General features: G+C 63.5%; 15 protein-coding genes and 1 pseudogene. 6 read left to right on the forward strand and 10 right to left on the reverse strand.

The window, feature by feature from the left end; translation table 11 throughout:
• Positions 1–353: 353 nt before the first annotated feature.
• The 8 genes from VIF40_RS19530 to VIF40_RS19565 form a co-directional block, all read right to left on the reverse strand.
• Complete coding sequence (locus VIF40_RS19530; protein ID WP_331939186.1) at positions 354–653, reverse strand: Lrp/AsnC ligand binding domain-containing protein; 300 nt, start codon at positions 651–653, stop codon at positions 354–356.
• Positions 654–725: 72 nt separating this feature from the next.
• Positions 726–1,205 carry a hypothetical protein gene (locus VIF40_RS19535; RefSeq protein ID WP_331939187.1) on the reverse strand — a complete coding sequence of 160 codons (480 nt, stop codon included), beginning with the start codon at positions 1,203–1,205 and terminating at the stop codon, positions 726–728.
• Positions 1,202–2,428: an FAD-dependent monooxygenase gene (locus tag VIF40_RS19540; protein WP_331939188.1), complete on the reverse strand. Its 1,227-nt coding sequence runs from the start codon at positions 2,426–2,428 to the stop codon at positions 1,202–1,204. The genes VIF40_RS19535 and VIF40_RS19540 overlap by 4 nt, the downstream gene beginning before the upstream one ends.
• Before the next feature lie 41 nt (positions 2,429–2,469).
• Positions 2,470–3,831 (reverse strand): aldehyde dehydrogenase family protein, encoded by a 1,362-nt coding sequence (locus tag VIF40_RS19545; RefSeq protein ID WP_331939189.1) that lies wholly within the window; start codon positions 3,829–3,831, stop codon positions 2,470–2,472.
• 87 nt (positions 3,832–3,918) lie between these two features.
• Positions 3,919–4,656 carry an SDR family oxidoreductase gene (locus VIF40_RS19550; protein WP_331939190.1) on the reverse strand — a complete coding sequence of 246 codons (738 nt, stop codon included), beginning with the start codon at positions 4,654–4,656 and terminating at the stop codon, positions 3,919–3,921.
• Positions 4,653–6,326, reverse strand: coding sequence for a class I adenylate-forming enzyme family protein (locus VIF40_RS19555; protein ID WP_331939191.1), 1,674 nt, complete (start codon positions 6,324–6,326; stop codon positions 4,653–4,655). Before VIF40_RS19555 ends, VIF40_RS19550 begins: the two co-directional genes overlap by 4 nt.
• Positions 6,327–6,399: 73 nt before the next feature.
• The gene (locus VIF40_RS19560) at positions 6,400–6,834 is read right to left on the reverse strand and encodes a GNAT family N-acetyltransferase (RefSeq protein ID WP_331939192.1); all 435 of its coding nucleotides are present in this window, start codon (positions 6,832–6,834) and stop codon (positions 6,400–6,402) included.
• Complete coding sequence (locus VIF40_RS19565) at positions 6,831–7,292, reverse strand: carboxymuconolactone decarboxylase family protein (protein ID WP_331939193.1); 462 nt, start codon at positions 7,290–7,292, stop codon at positions 6,831–6,833. The genes VIF40_RS19560 and VIF40_RS19565 overlap by 4 nt, the downstream gene beginning before the upstream one ends.
• Before the next feature lie 106 nt (positions 7,293–7,398).
• Here VIF40_RS19565 and VIF40_RS19570 point away from each other — a divergent pair, with 106 nt between their 5' ends.
• Complete coding sequence (locus VIF40_RS19570; protein WP_331939194.1) at positions 7,399–8,871, forward strand: PLP-dependent aminotransferase family protein; 1,473 nt, start codon at positions 7,399–7,401, stop codon at positions 8,869–8,871.
• Between the two features lie 41 nt (positions 8,872–8,912).
• Here VIF40_RS19570 and VIF40_RS19575 read toward each other — a convergent pair whose 3' ends face one another.
• Together VIF40_RS19575 and VIF40_RS19580 are read right to left on the reverse strand one after the other, a co-directional pair.
• Positions 8,913–12,074 carry an efflux RND transporter permease subunit gene (locus tag VIF40_RS19575; RefSeq protein WP_331939195.1) on the reverse strand — a complete coding sequence of 1,054 codons (3,162 nt, stop codon included), beginning with the start codon at positions 12,072–12,074 and terminating at the stop codon, positions 8,913–8,915.
• A 10-nt stretch (positions 12,075–12,084) separates the two neighbouring features.
• The gene (locus VIF40_RS19580; RefSeq protein ID WP_331939196.1) at positions 12,085–13,278 is read right to left on the reverse strand and encodes an efflux RND transporter periplasmic adaptor subunit; all 1,194 of its coding nucleotides are present in this window, start codon (positions 13,276–13,278) and stop codon (positions 12,085–12,087) included.
• A gap of 384 nt (positions 13,279–13,662) precedes the next feature.
• On the opposite strand from VIF40_RS19580, the gene VIF40_RS19585 reads away from it, so the two are divergent.
• The 5 genes and pseudogenes from VIF40_RS19585 to VIF40_RS19605 all read left to right on the forward strand — a co-directional run bounded on the left by VIF40_RS19585 (position 13,663) and on the right by VIF40_RS19605 (position 18,823).
• Complete coding sequence (locus VIF40_RS19585) at positions 13,663–14,877, forward strand: iron-containing redox enzyme family protein (protein ID WP_331939197.1); 1,215 nt, start codon at positions 13,663–13,665, stop codon at positions 14,875–14,877.
• A 94-nt stretch (positions 14,878–14,971) separates the two neighbouring features.
• Positions 14,972–16,603, forward strand: a complete 1,632-nt coding sequence (locus VIF40_RS19590) for an AMP-binding protein (RefSeq protein WP_331939198.1) — start codon at positions 14,972–14,974, stop codon at positions 16,601–16,603.
• Between the two features lie 2 nt (positions 16,604–16,605).
• A pseudogene (locus VIF40_RS21580) lies at positions 16,606–17,067 on the forward strand (hypothetical protein); the annotation flags it as partial.
• Positions 17,068–17,100: 33 nt separating this feature from the next.
• Positions 17,101–18,204, forward strand: a complete 1,104-nt coding sequence (locus tag VIF40_RS19600) for an anthranilate synthase component I family protein (protein WP_331939200.1) — start codon at positions 17,101–17,103, stop codon at positions 18,202–18,204.
• Complete coding sequence (locus VIF40_RS19605; RefSeq protein ID WP_331939201.1) at positions 18,185–18,823, forward strand: aminodeoxychorismate/anthranilate synthase component II; 639 nt, start codon at positions 18,185–18,187, stop codon at positions 18,821–18,823. The genes VIF40_RS19600 and VIF40_RS19605 overlap by 20 nt, the downstream gene beginning before the upstream one ends.
• Positions 18,824–18,930: the final 107 nt, after the last annotated feature.

The raw sequence follows: 18,930 nt of genomic DNA on the forward strand, positions 1-18,930 counted from the left end.
AGCGGCCTTTGTCACGAGGCTCCAGTCCGTCCGATTGCTCGTCCAAACCGCTCGTCAGCTACCAGATCAATCGACAACTATCTGGGTGGAACCTTCCTCCACTGGTGATACGCGCCGTCGGGGCGCACCGAACGGCTTGACGTAGATCGGAGGAAGCAGACGAACCGAGTACCCCTAGCGCATCGATCTCGCGCGCCCAATAGTGCGCCGTCGCGCAGGCTTCCATGGCCACGATGCAACGCAGCACAATGCCCAGGACTGCCAGAAGCTGGCCTCGCGTCACCTTTCTCCGAAAGCCTATATTGCCGTCGGCGGGGGCATCCTCTCCGTCAGTTCTCAATGGAAATCCTGGGTCAAATCTCGGCGGAAATCGACAAGGCGCCCATCGTATTGTAGTTTGCGCCGGACGAAAGGCGAAACAGTCGAAAAGCGACGAATGTATAAGTGTCCAAAACGCCGTCAATCTTCTGAAGTTTGTTTACAACGAAAGACCCTTCATCGTCGTCATCGCGCAGGTAGAATTTCGCCAACAGATCGAATTGACCGGAAATTGAATATATCTCTGATGTTTCCTCCAGATGGTCGACGATCTTCTCCGAGACGTCGAATGTCTGCCCTTTCGAACATTTTATTTGTACAAAAAGCGGCTTCATAGGCTCAATCCTCATGATAAAATTACCCTTGAAAACATAAGCATTGACGAAATCCAGACTTCACCCCGAGCGTCACGGCGCTCGCTGTTCGAGCGCCGATCGTGCCTCGTCCGCCGCATGCTCGTGCGGCGCGCGCGCTCGGCTACCCGCCTCGGCGTTCTCGATCGCATAGAGCAGGAAGGCGCAGGCGGCCGCGCTGAACACACTGTAATTGAGCGGCAATTTGAGCCCCGTGAAGAGGGCCATCGCCGCTCCGAAAATCGTCAGCAGAACGCCGCTCGCGAGATAGACCGGCGGCAGCCAGACGCCGACGATCAGAAAGATTCCAAGAGCGAGCTCGACGAGCGTCGCCGCCCAGGCCAACGCAGGCACGAGATGTGCCGGTAGCCAGGGGTTGAGCGCGACGACCGCCGGATAGAAGCCCTCCATGCTGCCCCAGTCGACTCCCGGACTGCCGATGATCGACCAGAGGCCCCATCTGTCGGCCACTGCCGAAAGGAAAGCCGCCGCGAGCGCCAGTCGCGCCGCCAATGTGAAATTCGCTGAAATCATGTCTCGACCTCCACCGATATGGCGCGCGTCCGTCCGGGCGCCGGCTCCATTTCGCGAGCGATGAGCTGTGTCTCGACGCTGCCTTCGAACTCGGCGAACCATTCCGGATCGAGACGACGCAGCTCCGCGGCACCGATCCGCCCGGAGCGCGTGAGAAGGCCGTATGCGAAGCGATTGGGGCCGCGAGCGATCAGCTCGGTCGGGAGCGTCTCGAACCAGCGCATGGACCTGTTCGCGGCGTCATGGAGATGCGCGGACGCCGCCTTGCGATTCGCCTCATAGGCGGCAAGAGCCTCCGGGACCGGAAGCGTGTCCAGCGTGAGCGCGCGCGACAGCTCGGCGGCGTCGTCCAGAGCGAGGCGCGTTCCGGACCCGATCGAATAATGCGCGCTATGGGCCGCATTGCCGAGCAGAACCAAATTCCCCGCGCTCCATCTCGCGCAGTCGACCTTCTTGAAATTCGTCCAGGACGAGGTGTTGCGCCGCCCGTCGCCGGCGAGAATCTTCGCGCCCTCGAGCTGGCGCGAGAAGATGCGCCTACAGGCTTCGACGCTCTCTTCGAGCCCGCAGCGGTCGAAGCCGAGCGCGCGCCAGACGGTCTCGGCGCATTCGACGACGAAGGTCGAATAGCCGTCCTCGAATTGATAACAATGCGCCCAGATATATCCGCCCGGCGTCTCCTCGAAGATGAAGCGAAATTGATCGCCCATGCTCTTGGCGACCCCGAGCCAGATATATTTGTTTGGCCGCTCCTCGGCGGTGACGCCGAAATCGGCGGCGCGCGCGTCTCGAACCTTGCTCCGCGAGCCTTCCGAGACGACCACGAGATCGGCCTCCGGCAGCGGCTCCCGTTCGGCGTCGAAGGCATGATCGTAGACGAGCTCGACGCCGAGCTCCTCGGCGCGCTCTTGCAGTACGGAGATGAGCCCGACCCGGCTCAGACTGAGGAACGAATGGCCGCGCGACCGGATCGAGCCGCCGGGCAGCTCGATGCTGATACCCGTCCACGGCAACATCTGTCGGCGAATCGCCTCGCCGCTGGCCCTGTCCTGGCGCACGAGTCGATCGAGGAGCCCTTCGCTCAGGATCAGCCCCCACCCGATGGTCTGGCGCGGCGCTCCTCTCTCGACGACGACGACGTCGACGTCGGGCCGCGCCCGCTTCGACAATATGCTGAAATAAAGACCGGCGGGGCCGCCGCCGATGCACACGATCTTCTTCATTGAGCGCGTCCTTGATGGTCGAAGGGCGTCATTGGGGATGCTCAGCCGCGGCCGAAAGCCAGCCGCTTGATGTTGACGAGATGACGCCACGTGATCGGATCGGTCGTTCCATTGCCGCCCCAGCTTCCTGAACCCTGCATAAAGGACACGGGGAGGTCCGAAGTCTCCCCCAACATTCCGTGCGTCGCCGAGGTGTTGACGAGGATGCGGCCCGCCGGCATCGCCGTCGCGAATGCGTCGATCTCCACGGGGTCCGAGCTATGAATGACGGCCGTGTGTCCGGCTCCCTCGGACCATAGCAGCGCCGCCGCGTCGTCGACGCCCCTCCCTTGCTCCGCTGTGAAGAGGGTGAGCAAGGGAGCCATCTTCTCCTGCGCGATGAATGGATACTCGCCTCTCTCCGCGGCGAGGACCAGGCAGGCAACTCGATGCGTCACCTCGAGGCCGGCGGCGGCGGCCAGAGCGTCTCCGTCGACGCCGAGCAGTTCGCGACGCAGCCGGCGTGTTTCCGGATCGAACAGCGCCTCAATCACCGGACTGCGCGCATCGCCCTCGACGACGACGGCCCCGGCCGCAGTCAGCGCCTCGAGGAATGGCGCGCGAACGCGCTCGTCGACGACGATATTGCTTTCCGAGCCGCAGACGATGCCATTGTCATAGGCCTTGCCCTTGACGATGTCGCGGGCGGCGCGGCCAACGTCGGCCGAGGATGCGACGAGAACGGGGACATTGCCGGGGCCGACGCCGATCGTCGGCGTTCCGGAACTGTAAGCGGCGCCAACCAATTGGCTGCCGCCGGTGGCGAGTACCAGAGCGACGCCCGAATGGCTCATGAGAAGCTTCGTGCGGGAATGCGACGGCTCGGCGCAGCGCTGGACAAGATCCGCCGGAAGCCCCTCCTCTGCGAGCACGCCGCGGATCAGATCGAACGCCTGCGCGCCGACGGAATCGGCTTTCTGAGGAAAGCTCGCGATCAGCGCGTTGCGCGTCTTGATGCAGAGGAGCGCCTTGAACAGCGAATTGGGAACCGGATTGGTGAGCGGGACCACGGCGAAGATCACGCCGACGGGGCTCGCATACTCGATGAGCGATTGATCGTAGCCGATCCGCCCTCTGGTCCTCACGCCGTGGAGGCTGTGAAAGACGCGGGTCAGGACGAGACCGAGCTTATGAGTCTTGTCTTTTCGGTTGCCGATTCGGGTGACGGCGAGCTCGCGTTCGGCCCAGCCCTCGACATCCTTAGAAAAGGCTCCGACGATCGCGCGGACGACCTTGTCCAGTCGCGCATCGTCGAGCGCGTCGATGGCGTTCTGAGCGTCTCGAGCCCGCTCGACCAGCTCATCCGCGACATTCTGGTCCAGGGAAACCGGATCCGGCGCTCTAGCGGGCGCGACATTGAGCATGGACAATTTCCTTCTCTGAAATCGAACTCGTTTCACTTTCGTCCGCGCGTGATCCCGATCGGCTTTTTCCGTCCTCGATACGGAGGCCTACCACGCGATCTCCCGCCGCTTCGCGAAAAACCTTCCGTGCTGCGCCGATCGCTCGACGTCGAGCGCCAGCCACACCGCCGTGTCTGCGCCTTCCTCGGCGCTGTAGGGCGCCTTGGACGAGTCGATGAGGGAATCGAGGCCCGTGCGGCACCAGCCGGGGCTGCACACGCTGACGGAGACATTGGTGTCACGCAGGCGCTTCGCCCATGTCAGCGCGAGCATGTTCAGGGCCGCCTTGGATACTCGATAGCTCGGCGCGAGGACGGCGTCGAACGGAGAGTCCGAGTTCGAGGCTTGGCCGAGCGCGGCCAGGTCGGTGGAGATGTTCACGATCCTGGCGTCGTCGGAGCGCAAGAGCAGCGGCGCAAACGCCTTCGTCACGAGAAACGGCCCGACGAGATTCGTGTCGATCGTTCGCCGGAACTCGTCGAGCGAGATATCGTCTGGACGCTTCGTCGAATCGATCAATATGCCGGCGTTGTTGATCAGAATATCGAGGCGCCCCTCTCTGCGCTCGAGCTCGCGCGCCGCCTCGCTCACCGATTCGGGCTCAGTGACGTCGAGCCTGATCGCCTCGATGTCGAGGCCGAGCCTCCTCAGCGCCTCCGCGGCCCGCGCGCCGTCCGACTGCCGCCGCGCGCCGATCAGCACGCGATGGCCGCGCGAGGCCAGCGAACGGGCGATCTCGAAGCCTATTCCGCGATTGGCCCCCGTGACGAGGCACAGCCGGCTCATAGCGCGCGCTCCTCGACCGAAAGCCGGCTTTCGTCGCATGTCCGGCGCGCCTCCGGCGCCCGGCCGGCCGGAATGGACCGCAACACTCTCTTCAGCTTCTTTCCGGTTGCGCCGACATGCTCATGCGCGGATTGAATTTCGAGCTCGTCGATCGACGGCCAGCCACGCTCCGCGAAGAGTCGGTTCATCTCGACGAGCAGCGTGCTCGCATCCGCCGAAGCTGCGTCTTCCGACAATTCGACGAGGGCCGTGACGCGCTCCGATCCGGCCTCCGATCGCAGGATGAGGCTGACGTCGAACAGTTCTGGAAGGTGCTTGAGAAGCAGTTCCTCGGCCTGGCAGCTGTACAGGACCCCCGATTTCGTGACGATGACATCGCTCGTGCGATCGACGTGATAGAACAGGCCCTGCTCGTCGGTGAAGACGAGATCGCCAGTGAGCCAATAGCCGGCGATCTTGTTGAGTTCCGTGAGCGTGTGATTGTTCCAATACCCTTTGGTCACAGATTTCGATTTGACGCCGAGACGGCCGACGCGGCCGGCGGGCAGGCGACGGTCATGCTCGTCGAACACTGCGGTCTCCACCCAGGGAAAAGGCCGGCCGACGCAGCGATCGTAACGATCGTTCTCCTGTCCGTGAACATTGCGGAACGCCGCAAAGGCGAACTCCGAAGAGCCGACATTGTCTACGAAGAACGATCCGGCTTTGCGCCTGCCTTCGGAGTCGATGTGATGCCCCTGCGCCACGAGCTTGCGTATGTGCCGCTCGTGATTGGCGTCGCCAGTGGCGATCCAATATTGCACGGAGCCGAGATCTCGGCCCTCGAAGCTCTCGCGGCAAAGATCGACGAATATCTTGGGAAAGGCGATGACGACATCGGGTCCGATCCGCTCGATCGCCTCGAGCATCGACGCGGACTCCTTGCGCCCGAGGATGGAGACGCGCGCCCCGCGCGTCAGCGACAGCATGAGAAGCGAAATCGCCGCGCCATGTGAATGCGGCAGAGCGGAGAGGACATGGCTGCCGAGTTGACGCTCGACCTGCTGCCTCACGCCGTGGAACATCGATTCGTGAGTGAAGATCACCGCTTTCGGCAGACCCGTCGTTCCGGATGTGTGGCCGAGCATGATGACGTCGTCGTCCTCATGCTCATAGAGCGGCGGCCGCTCGCGAGCGGGATCCACGACGAGAGCGTCGACGGAGATCGCCCGCGACTCCCCGGCGATGAGATCGAAGGCATCTGGGCCAGCCGCATGACGTCGGGACTCGACCACCAGCAGGCGTGGCTGGACGATTCCGATAAATCCCCGCACCGTGTCGAGATCGAGCCCACTGTTGACGAGCGACGCCGTGGCGCCGATGCTCGTCAGCGCGACGAAATGGAGGAAATAGTCGAAACTGTCGTCCAGCAGGAGGCTGACGACCTCCCTCGGCCGTATTCCCTCCTGCGCATAGGCCGCCGCGAGACGATCGGCGGCGTCGACGATATCGCCGATCGTCAGCTCGACATCCCGCCCCTCCTCCCCGCCGAGCAGCGCCACCGCGCTCCGCTGCGCTTCTCTCGGAACGGCGGCGTTCAATCGATAGATGAAATTGCCGCCGCCGGCGGTCGGATCGTTCAAGACATGGCGCAGCAGAGTGTCCCTGAGAGATGGAGCGGAAGCCGTCATTTTCATAACTCCCGAGGTTGGACGATCGACAGAGAAAAAAGAGCGGCGATGGACAACATCGGCGAAGCGAGCGTCATTGCTCGCCGACGCGTCTCGTCAGATGAAAGGCGACCGTGGCGAAACCGCACCGAGCGTAGAAATTCTGCGCCGCGCGATTGGCGCTGCCCGTCTCGAGAACGAGACTAGAGCAGAGGCCGCGCGCGGCGACGCCGCCGACGGAGTCGATCAGCGCCCTCCCGATTCCCCGGCCGCGATCGGCCTCCGCGATCACCAGATCCTCGATATGCGCATGGCGGCCGTAGACGAAATTCTCCCGCAAGCGATACCCGGCCAATCCGACCAGCGCGTCGCCTCGAAAGGCTCCGCACAGGCGGTAGCCACCGTTCTGCTGGCGCGCCATCTGGGCTTGGAAGGCGGCCCATTCCCCGAGATGCGGCCGCAATTCCCGCATGAGCCGGAGGCACGCCTCGTCGCCGACGGCGACGTCGTGGAACTCGAGGGCCGTCACGTCCTCGTCTCCGGCTCGGGCGCAACGACATACCGCATCCCGATCGCGAGACGATTCCAGAGATTGATGAGCCCGATGAGGAAGGTCAGGTCGACGATCTCTTTCTCGTTGAACGCCGCGACCAATGGTTGATAATGTCGATCATCGGCATGGGTTGTAGCGACAAGAGTCAGCGCATCCGTCCATCCGAGGGCCGCTCGCTCGCGAAGCGAAAAGAGATCGCACTCCTCCCATGCGGCGAGCACGTACAATTTCTGCTCGCTCACGCCGCTCTTGCGTGCGTCACGGGTATGAATGTCGAGACAGAATGCACAGCCGTTGATCTGAGACGCCCGAACCTTGACGAGCTCAATCAAATCGCTTTCAAATCCAGATTTGCGGATCAGCGCATCTATGTTTGCGACAGAACGATAAATTTCCTGTGACACTTCCGATGGGACGAGACGTTTTGCGGACATGATTTGTCTTTCTAATGTCACTGCTGCTCGATGAGCCGACGTAGACTTTAAATGCGTCCGCGCATTTGTCTTGAGCCAAGACATCTCGATCGAGGTAGTCCAAGCTATGAACGATATGGGGCCGATTTTCGAATTCGTCGTCGATCGCTCGGATCGCGAGAGCGTCTACCGGCAGATCTACGAACGCATAAGATTAGCGATTTTGTCCGGAAGCCTCGCGGTCGGCGCCAAGCTTCCCTCCTCGCGAGCGCTCGCTGGACAATTGAACATTGCTCGCGGAACAGTGGACACCGCCTATCGCCTCCTTTCAGGAGAAGGATATGTCGTTTGCCGAGGAGCCGGAGGAACGATCGTTTCGCCCTTGGCCATGGTCGCCAACGCCTCATCCAATCGGGCCGACGCCGGCAAGACCGAATGGACGGACGCTTTCGACGGCGCCGCCAGTTCCCCACTCCCCTTCCAGATGGGGCTTCCCGCGGTCGACGTCTTTCCGCGGGCGCTCTGGTCTCGCCTGTGCGCCCGCCGCGCGCGACGCATCCACGCCGCGTCGATGGTCTATCCAGACATCGCCGGCCTGCCGGCGCTGCGGTACGCGATCAGCGCCTATCTGGGCATCTCACGCGGGATTGCCTGCTCGCCGGGCCAAGTCATTATCACGGGCGGCTATCAGGCCGCGCTCCATCTGATCGCCGAGATGATGATGCGGCCGGGCGACAAGATCTGGTTCGAGGATCCGGGATATCACAAGGCGAGACAGCTTTTGGAGGCGATGGGAGCATCGATCGTCCCCGTTCCCGTCGACAACGACGGCATGAGAGTGGAAGACGCCATACAGATAGCGCCCAATGCGCGCTTCGCTTTGGTGACTCCGGCACATCAGAGCCCGCTGAGCGTCTCGCTGTCCTTCGCGCGGCGCGGCGCTTTGCTCGCCTGGGCCGCCCGCCAGCGCGCCTGGATCATCGAGGACGATTATGACAGCGAGTTCCGCTATGTTGGACAACCGCTGCCGGCGCTCAAGAGCGCAGACCGCGAGGATCGCGTGATCTATACTGGTACTTTCAGCAAGGTCCTGTTTCCGTCGCTCCGCCTCGGATATCTGGTCGCGCCCGACGAACTCGTCGGGCCGTTCCTCCGGTCGATCAGCCTGAATGACGCAGGTCGCTCGCCGCTTGAGCAGGCCGTCGTCGCCGATTTTATGACGGAAGGGCATTTCGCGCGCCACCTCCATCGCATGCGTTCGCTCTATGCATCGCGGCGAGCCGCGCTGGCGCGCGCGTTGGAGACCGTCTTCGAGGACCGGATATCCGTCGACCTGCAGACGGGCGGACTGCACATCATCATTCGCTTCGGGCCGAGCTTCGACGACGTCGCGGCGGTGGACGCCTGCGCCCGTAAGGGATTGTCGGTCGTCGCCCTTTCGTCGCTCTCGCTGACGCAAGCCAGCGACCCCGGCCTGCTCCTCGCCTTCGCCAATGTGCCCGAAACGTCCGCGCTCTCGGCCTCCCGCCGTCTGGAGGACGCATTGTCCGATCTCCCGCCGATCGGGATCGAGCGCGCAGCGTCGCAGGAAGCGAATTGAGCGGTCGTCGACCGCGCGGAACGGCGCATGGCTCAGCCGCCTCAACATGTCGGCAGGCGATCTCCGCCGACGCCCGCGCGCGGGCGCCGCCTGCCGATCGCCACATAAAAGAGCGGCGTGAAAATCAAGCCGAACAATGTCACCCCGATCATACCGGCGAACACGGTCACGCCGAGCGACTGACGCATTTCCGCGCCTGCGCCGGTCGCGAAGGCCAAGGGCAGTACGCCGAGGACGAAAGCCGCAGAGGTCATGAGGATCGGCCGCAGCCTCATTCCCGCCGCCTGGGCCGCGGCGACATGCGCCTCGAAGCCTTCCGCCTCGGCCCGTCGCGCGAATTCGACGATCAAAATGGCGTTTTTCGCGGCGAGTCCCACCAGGACGACGAAACCGATCTGCGCCAATATGTCGACGTCGATATGCCACAGCTCCAGCCCTGCCAGCGCCGCCAGAAGGCACATCGGCGCGATCAACATGATCGCCAGCGGAAACGTCCAGCTCTCATACAGCGCGGCGAGCGTCAGGAAAGCGAACAGCGCCGACGCCGCGAACACCAGAAGCGTCGTATCGCCATCCTTCTTCTGCTGATAGGAGAGATCGGTCCATTCGAAGTCGAAGCCGGCAGGGAGGCGCTCCCGCGCCAACGTCTCCATGGCGAGCAGCGCCCGGCTCGACGAGACGCCTTTGGCCGCGCCGCCGAGAATCTCCGCGGCGGGATAGAGATCGTAACGCGCCACGCGATAGGGTCCGGTCGTCTCGCGCACCTCGGTGATCGAGCCGAGCGGAACCATCGAGCCGCCCTTGTTGCGCGCCTTCAGCCGACCGATATCGGCGCTGTCTGTCCGGAAGGGCGAATCGGCCTGCGCGACGACCGGAAACGTTCGTCCGAGATAGTTGAAATCATTGACATAGACCGAGCCGAGATAAATCTGCAGCGTGTCCGCGATGGCGTCCGCCGGCACGCCGACCATCTCCGACCGCTTGCGATCGATATCGACGAAGATCTTCGGCGTGCGCGTGTCGAACAGCGAGAAGACGTCGACCAACTCGGAGGTTCGATCGGCGGCGGCGGCGAGGTCGTTCGCCGCTGCGGCGAGCGCCACGAGGCCATGCCCCTCTTTGTCTCGAACCATCATCTTGAACCCGCCCGCCGCGCCGAGGCCAGGAACGGGCGCCGGCGGAATGGTGACGATGAACGCGCCGTCGATCGTGGACAGCCGCAGGCGTAGATCCTCCAATATTTTGTTCGTGTCGCGACCTCTCGCCAGGCGCTCCTCGAACGGCTCGAGTACCACGAAGATCGCGCCGGCGTTCGGGGGAAACGTATAGGTGGCGCCGTCGAGCCCGACATAGGGCGCGCCGTGGCGAACGCCCGGAACGCCGCCGATGATCCGCGTCGCTTCGCGCATGACGGCGTCCGTCCGGTCCAGAGTCGAGCCCGGCGGCAATTGCACGAGTGTGATCAGATATCCCTGATCCTGATTGGGAATGAAGCCCGTCGGCGCGCCGTTGAACTTCCACGCGGTGAGGCCGATGAGCGCGAGATAGACCGCCAGCGTCGGGCGCGCCGATTGCGCCAGCCGTTCCGTGATCCGTCCATAGACGGACGACATTGCGTCGAACCCGCTGTCGAAACGCGAGGACATGCGCTCGAGCATCCGGCGAGACGACACGGCGGGCGCGCGGGGAGACGCGACGCGCGCCTCGAGCAGCAGCGCGCAGAGCGCCGGGCTGAGAACGAGCGAGACGAGCAGAGAGATCAAGGTCGATGCGGCGATGGTGACCGCGAACTGGCGGAAGAACTGCCCATATATCCCCGACATCAAGAACGTCGGCAGAAAGACCGCTGTCAGCGTTAGCGCGATCGCGACGAGCGCGCCGCCGACCTCGTCGATCGTGTGATGCGCGGCCTCCCTCGGCGTGAGCCCGCGAGCGATGTGCCGCTCCGCGTTCTCGACGACGACGATCGCATCGTCGACGACGATACCGACCGCAAGCACGAGCCCGAACAGCGACAAATTATTGAGCGAATAGCCGACCGCCGACAGAATCGCGAGCGCGCCGATGAGCGATATCGGAATCGCCACGATCGGGATGAGCGACGTGCGCCAGCTCCGAAGGAAGACGATTACGATCAGCGTCACCAGCCCCGCGGCTTCCGCGATCGTCTTCAGAACCTCGCGAATCGATTGCCGAATATATTCGGTCGGATCATAGACGATCGAATATCCGAGCCCGTCCGGAAAGGAGGCCGATAGCGCTTTCATCTTTGCTTTCAGCCGATCGACGGTGGCGAGCGCATTGGCGCCGGGCTGCTGGAATATCCAAAGCGGCACCGACTCGAGATGATCGAGATAGGCGGTCGTGCTGTAGTCCTGCGCCGCGAGTTCGACGCGCGCGACATCCCCGAGACGCGTGATGCGCCCGGCGCCGTCGCTCTTGACGACGATGTCCTCGAATTGTCGCGGCTCGACGAGCCGACCGGTCGCTTCGACATTAATCTGGAATGCGCTCGGCGAACTGGTCGGAGGTCCGTTGAGCAGCCCGGCCGACGTCTGCAGATTTTGCGCCCTGATCGCAGCGACGATCTCGCTCGCGAGCATGTCGCGAGCCGCGATCTTGTCCGGATCCAGCCAGACGCGCATCGCCAGTCTCCGTCCCCCGAAAAGCTGGACCTCGCCCACGCCCTCGATCTGGACGAGGACGTCTCTTATCTGCAGAGCCGCATAATTCGAGATCGCGAAGCGATCGAGCGCGCCGCTCGGCGAGAAGAGATGGATGACCATCAGCATGTCCGGCGAAACCTTCTTCACCGTCACGCCGAGCCGACGCACCTCTTCCGGAAGACGCGCGAGCGCCGGCGCCAGCCGATTTTGAACCTGCGTCTGAGCGATTTCGAGATTGGTCCCCAATCTGAACGTGATGGTCGTCGTCAGCCGGCCGTCTCCGGTCGACTGGCTGTTCATGTACATCATATTTTCGACGCCGTTGATCTGCTCCTCCAGCAAAGTCGCGACAGTTTCGCCGACGACTTCCGCGGACGCGCCGGGAAAGTTCGCATTGACCTGAATCGTCGGAGGGACGATGTCGGGATATTGCGTGACCGGCAGCCGGAAATAGCCGATCGTCCCGGCGATCGTGACCATAGTGGCGAGCACGATCGCAAAAATTGGCCGCTCGACGAAGAAATGAGAGAAAGTCATCACGCTCTGCTCAATGCGCGGTTGCTTCGATCCGCCCGTCCCGAACGCTGACTCTGTTGCCCGGTCGGCTGCGGCTGGGCCCTTCGACGATGACGCGATCACTCGCGTCGAGCCCGCGGCGAATGACCCGCAGTCCATCGACGAGCGGTCCGGTCTCCACCTTTTTGCCGACGACCTTTCCTCCCTCCTCGACCACGAGCACAGTCTTTCCCGCCTGATCGGCCGATAGGGAAGAATCCGAGACCAGCATGACGGAATGCGGCCTCGAAGCGGGCAGGCGAACACGCGCGAACTGGCCCGGCGTGAGCGAATGGTCGTGATTGTCGAGCGTCGCGCGCATGCGAATGGTGCCCGTGTTCCGATCGAGGCTGTTGTCGACGAAAACGAGATGGCCCGACCGACTCCATTCGGATTCGTCGATCAGGCGGGCGCGGACCTCGATCTCCGCGAGGGGATCGAGCCCGCTCTCGACGGAGCGTAGATAGGCGACATAATCCGCTTCGCTCAGATCGAACTCCAGATAGATCGGATCGAGCGACACGATGGTCGCCAGAGGCGTGGCCTCGGCCCCGCCGCTATTGACAAAATCTCCTATCGACACCCGCCGCGCTCCGATGCGGCCGTCGAAGGGCGCCGTGACGCGGCTGAACTCCAAGTCGAGTTCCGCGGCCTCCACCGCCGCTTCGGCCTGCTCCACAGCGCCTTCCGCATCCTTCAATTGCTGCAGACGCAGATCATGCTCCTCCTCGGAGATATAATGTGTGCGCCGAAGAGCCGAGCTCCTCGCGATCTTCTTTCTCGCGAGATCGAGCTGCGAAGAGGCGATCTTGCGTTGTGCGCTCGCCTTTCGGAGCTGAATCTGGAACGGCCGCGGATCGATGGTGAAGAGGAGGTCACCCTTGCGAACCATCTGACCGTCCTTCGCCCGAATCTCCGTCAAATAGCCGCCGACGCGCGCGATCAGCTCCACACGGTCGATCGCCCGCAAGCGCCCGGTTTGCGCGATCCAATCCACCACCTCGCGAGCGACGGGCGCGGAGACCGTCACCACCGTAGGCGCCGCCTCCGCAGGAGCCCCGGCGGGCTTCGACGACGAAAAAAATCGATCGGGAGAGCCGACGAGCGACCCGGCGCCCATGACGCAGGCCATGAGGCCCAGAGCCAGCCACCTGCGCCGCCCGCGCATTTTCGACATGCGACACATGCTGCCTCCGCATTTTCCGCATGACCATCGCAGCCGCCAGCGCCTAGGTATATGGCCAAGACGCTTCAAATCGATTGGGCCAAGAATGCGCGGCCGCGATATCCGTACTATCACGCATATCGATCGCCTAAGAGAACTTGGCCTAGTCGAAAAACTCATTCATGTCTCTATACGCAGAGCAGAGCATGTATTAGTAAATTCGACGCGAATAATTTAGATTTCACTTCGCAGATATAGTAAAATATCGAACGATACCGAGCATAAATGCACGCAGAGGCGCCGCACCAGCTGGTTCGACGCTGAGGCGCATGCCCGCGAAGCGGTTCGACTGGCCGGCGCGGCTCGGAAACGACATCGTCACATCTCATTTGGAGGCTTCACGACATGACACAGATCGACGTCGACATCGTCATCGAGCGCTCCCACGACCGCGCAACGAGACCCGCGCCGATATGGTCCGGATGGCTCGAGGCCGACGATCTTCAGATCCTGACCGAGCATCGGCTGCTCGCCGCGCTGCGCGCCGGAGAGATCGATCTTCGCGGCCTGCGCGTCCTGCTCGTTCAGCACCATCTCTATTCGCGACACTTCACGCGCTATCTGACGGCTCTGATCAGCCGCCTATCGAGCTTCGACGACGTCCGCAGCCTCACCGAGAATCTGCTGGAGGAACTCGGCGTGGAAGGCGGAAGCGAGCTGACTCACGCCGAGCTGCTGCAGCGCTCGCTTCGATCGATCGGCGCCGAGACACACAAGGCGACGCCGCTTCCGCAGACGAACGCGCTCATCGAGACGATGTTGCGCCATTGCCGCTCGGTCGATCCTCTCGACGGTCTCGCCGCGCTCGGCCTCGGCGCGGAGTCGATCGTGCCTCTGCTCTACAGCCCGATCGCCGAGGCTCTGACGGCGCAGGGCTTCGACGACGATACGCTCGAATTTTTCCGATTGCACATCGCCGAGGACGAAGGGCATGCGCTCGCCATATTCGCTATTCTCGAAAGACTGACGTCGAATCGGCCGGCCGCCCATGCGCGGGCGAGGTCCGTCGGGCGCGAGGTAATCGACCGGCGCGCCGAGATGTTCGACGCGATCTGGAACGAGATCCAGAGCGGCGCCGCGGCGGACGAGCCCGCCGGGACGATCGGCCGCTCGTCCTCCGCCGACTTCTGGCGCGTCCCCCCGAAGCTGTCTGCGCAAGCGCACGAACGTCTGAGACATACCTCGGTGATCGCGGAGCAGGATTCCGGATCGTCACGCTTCTCGGACGAGCGCAGCCACAAGGTGCATATCGTGGATTTGCCCACGCACACGATCAGCATGACGATCGGACGTCTCGATCCGTCGCAATCGACGCGCCTGCATCGTCACAATTACGAGACCCTCATCTATGTGATCGCCGGGCAGGGATTTTCCCGCATCGGTTCGCGCGTCGTCGACTGGAAGGCCGGAGACGCGGTCTATGTTCCCGTCTGGGCGGCCCATCAGCACGTGAACACGGGCGCGATCGAATGCGTCTACGTCGCGTGCGAGAACGCGCCCCTGCTGCAAAATCTCGGCTCGATCGCGATGCGGGAAGAACTCGCGCCGGCCGCCGAGTAAGCAAGTCACGACGCGCATCGCCTCGACATCGGAAACGCACGGTCGGTGGATTCGGCCGATCGGCTCCTCTTGCGCATATCGCCGGAGAACCGCAATGACTTTCGATCAATATTCGCGTCCGAGCGCCGAACCACGCCATCAAGCCGCCGCGTCGCCATGGATCAATCTCGCGGCCCGCCTGGTCGCGGAGAAGCGCGAATGGCGCAAGCCCTGCTTCGTCGGCCCACAGGGCGAATTGAGCTACGCGGAGCTCGATCGGGAAATGCGCCGCGCAGCATCGGCTTTGAACTTGCTCGGCGCGCGCGCCGGCGACCGCATCTTCATCGCGCTCGACGACGGCTTCGACCTGGCGACGATCTTCTACGCCGGCCTCGCGATCGGGGCGATCCCCGTCGTCTTCAATCCGAAGCTCGACGCCAGATCCTCGGTCGAGGTGCTGAACGACTGCGCGCCCGTTCTGGCGTTCTGCAAGCCTGCCTGCCTCGACACGCTCGAAGCGGCCTGTTGGTCGACGGGCGGACGCACGCGCGTGCTCGTCGCCGCCTCCGGCGAGCGCGGCCATATCGATTGGCGACCGGCCGAAGCCGACCCGAATTGGCGCGACTTCGTATATCGCGACGTCGAGCAGACAGTCCTCATTCAATATACCTCGGGCACCACGACGGGGCGCCCGAAGGGCGTCGCGCATTCAAGCCGCGGAGCGCTCGCCGCCTGCGAGCAACTCGCGGCGCGACACCTCGGCCTGACATCGGAGGATGTGATCTATTCCGTGTCGAAGACGTTCTTCGGCTACGGAATGGGCAACAGCCTGTTCTTTCCTCTCTATGTCGGCGCGACCGCCGTGCTCGACCCGCGCTGGCCGACACGGGAGACGGTGATGGAGAATCTGACGCGCCATTGCGTCACAGCGCTGTTCGCAGTGCCGACGGTCTTTCGAATGCTGCTCGCGGCCGACCGGCCGCATTGCGCGCTTCGTCTCGCAGTGTCCGCCGGCGCTCCCTTGTCCACGCGCCTTCGATCGGCCTGGCGCGCGCATTTCGGCCTGCCCGTTCACGACAGCATCGGCGCGACGGAGCTCTTCCATATCTTCGCCACCACCTATCCCGACCAAGCCGCGACGGACGGTCTCGGCGGCATGGTCGGAGACTGGCGAGCAGTCATCGTCGATGCCGACGAGCGTGTCGTGGCGCCGGAGGAGATCGGCGTACTGCTCGTGCAATCCTCGGCGCGCGCGCTCGGCTATTGGAGCCGGTCCGCCGAGACCGTCCAGCGCTTCGACGATCCTCGCTTCGGAATAGGCTGGTTCCGCACCGGCGATCTCTTCAGCCGGGATGCGTCCGGCCGCCTTCACTTCCATGGTCGCGAGGATGATCGCTTCAAGGTGTACGGGCGCTGGATCATTCCCGGCGATATCGAGGCCCTCGTCGCGCGACTTCTTCCGGATCTTGACGAAGTCGTTCTGGTTCCAGCCCGCGGCGACGATGGGGAACTGCGGCCGGTCCTGTTCCTGCGGGCCGAAGGCTCTTCGCTCGACGCGGCCGCCGAGCGCGTCGCCTCGCTGCTTCGCGCCAATTACGACAGCTATCAATGTCCGGCGCTCTACTTGTCTTTCGGAGGGGCGCCACCCCTGTCGAGCAATGGCAAGCTCGATCGCCGCGCATTGAGCGAGCGGGCGAACGCAGCCTTCGCGAATGAGGCGAGCGCGCTGGTCAAGGAGGGCGTATAGCCATGCTCGACGTCGATAGTCTCACATCCTATGCCGCGGCAGGCTACGCGCGGGCGCCGTTGTCGCGGCGCCTGCCGCTGCCGAGAGCCGCGCCATCGGCGATCTATCGAGCTCTCGCGCATAGCCGCGATCATTTCCTGTTCGAGACGCGCGAACGCATCGGAGACGACGGCGAGAGATGGTCACCGCGCATGTCGGTGATCGGGCTCGAATGCAGCGAACGTATCGAAGTCGACGGCAAGCGTCTGGTCAGACGGCGTGGGGACACCGTCCTTGAGGAGACGAGCGACGCAGATCCGCTCGCTCGACTGCAACGGCTCCTGGCGAGCCGGCGGGCGCCACGGATCGCCGGGTCGCCGGAATTTTGCGGCGGACTCTTCGGCTACTTCGGATTCGAGACTGCGCGGATGATCGAGCCCCGACTCGACCGTCGCCCGAGAAAGCCGAAGCCCTACGAGCTTCCGGAAATCGCACTTCTGATCGCCGAGCACGCGATCGTGTTCGATCATTCGAGCCGCCATGTCGAGATCGTCGTCGACCTTGCGATCGGCGGCCTCCCGCGAAGCGAGATCGCCCGTCGTCGAGACGAAGGGCTGGCGCGGATCGACGAACTGTGTCAGCGCCTGGAGAGCGTCGACTTCGAGGACGAAGCGATCGCGCCGGAGGGCGATCGACGACAGCCGAATGATCCGACCTATGTCTTTCCACAACAGCTGTTCGAGGCGGCGACGGAGAAGGCGCGAGACTATATCGCCGACGGCGACATCATGCAGGTGGTGCTGTCACAGCGCTCGACGAGACGGCTGCGATGCGAGGGGATCGACTATTACCGCGCTCTGACGAGCGTTTGCGGAGGCCCCTACAGCTATTTGCTGACGCTTGGCGACGCTCGGGTTGTCGGAGTGTCGCCGGAGACGCTGTTCCGTCTCCGCGACGGCGCCGTCGTCAGTCGCCCCATGGCCGGAACGCGGCGGCGCGGGGCGGATGCGGTCGAAGATCTGCAGCTCGAGCTCGAGCTGCTCGCAGACCCGAAGGAAAACGCCGAGCATATGATGCTGGTCGACCTCGCGCGCAACGATCTCGGCCGCGTCTGCGAGGTCGGCAGCGTCGAGGTTGCCTCCAAGCTCGTCGTCGAGCGCTATTCTCATGTGATGCATCTGGTTTCGACCGTGGTCGGAAGGGCGATTCCCCAGCTCGACGGCGTCGACGTGCTGCGAAGCGCTTTTCCGGCCGGCACGCTGAGCGGCGCTCCGAAGATCCGGGCGCTGGAGATCATCGACGAGTTGGAGCCTTGCGGTCGCGGCGTCTATGGCGGCGCGATCGGATATCTCAGCTGGGACGGCGACGCCGACTTCGCGATCGCCATTCGCACGGCCGTGCTGAAGGACGGCGTGCTGCAAATGCAGGCCGGCGCAGGCGTCGTCCATGATTCCGATCCGCGGCGGGAATGGCAGGAGACGATCGAGAAAGGCCGGCTGCTCACGACGGCAGCCGCGCTCGCCGAGGCGATTCGATTTCCCGCGCGAAGCGCGCAGTTCCCGAGCCGCCGGACGGTCTCGGCAGACTCGAGGATAACTGCAAATGCACCTCATGATCGATAATTACGACTCCTTCACCTACAACATCGTTCAATCTTTCGGCATCCTCGGCGCTTCGGTCGCCGTTCGCCGCAGTGACCAGATCTCGCTCGACGAGATCGCCGAGTTGAACCCGGAGTCTCTCATCATTTCTCCGGGCCCCTGCACGCCGAGCCAGGCCGGCGTGTCCGTGGCGGCAATTCGCCGCTTCGCCGGCGGGCTGCCGATGCTCGGCGTCTGCCTTGGACATCAATGCATTTCGGTGGCGTTCGGCGGCTCTATTCGACGAGCCTCAGAAGTCGTTCACGGAAAAGTCTCGAAGGTGACGCACGATGGCCGCGGGCTCTTTCACCGGATACCGCAAGGCTTCGCGGTCGGCCGCTATCATTCGCTCGTCGTCGACGATCTGCCCGATTGCATCGTCGTCAGGGCGCGCGAGCAACGCGCTGACGGACGCGACGGCGAGATCATGGCGCTAGAGCATGCCGAGTTGCCGATCTGGGGGCTGCAATTCCATCCGGAATCCGTTCTGACCGAGCATGGGTTGAAGCTGCTCGACAATTATCTGAACCTAGTCGCAGGGTTCAACGGGCGCGGAACGTCGAAAACAGAGCCGGCCTCGCAAATTCGGACATTAGCGTGAGTGGATTTTCTGCCTGACAGCGGCGAGGATTCTCGCTGCGAATCAGGAGCATTCGATGACGAAGAAGAGCCGCCGGACACATTCTCCGGCGTTTAAAGCGAAGGTGG

Origin of the sequence: Methylosinus sp. (assembly GCF_036560965.1) — a bacterium.
In the GTDB taxonomy this organism is placed as follows: domain Bacteria; phylum Pseudomonadota; class Alphaproteobacteria; order Rhizobiales; family Beijerinckiaceae; genus Methylosinus.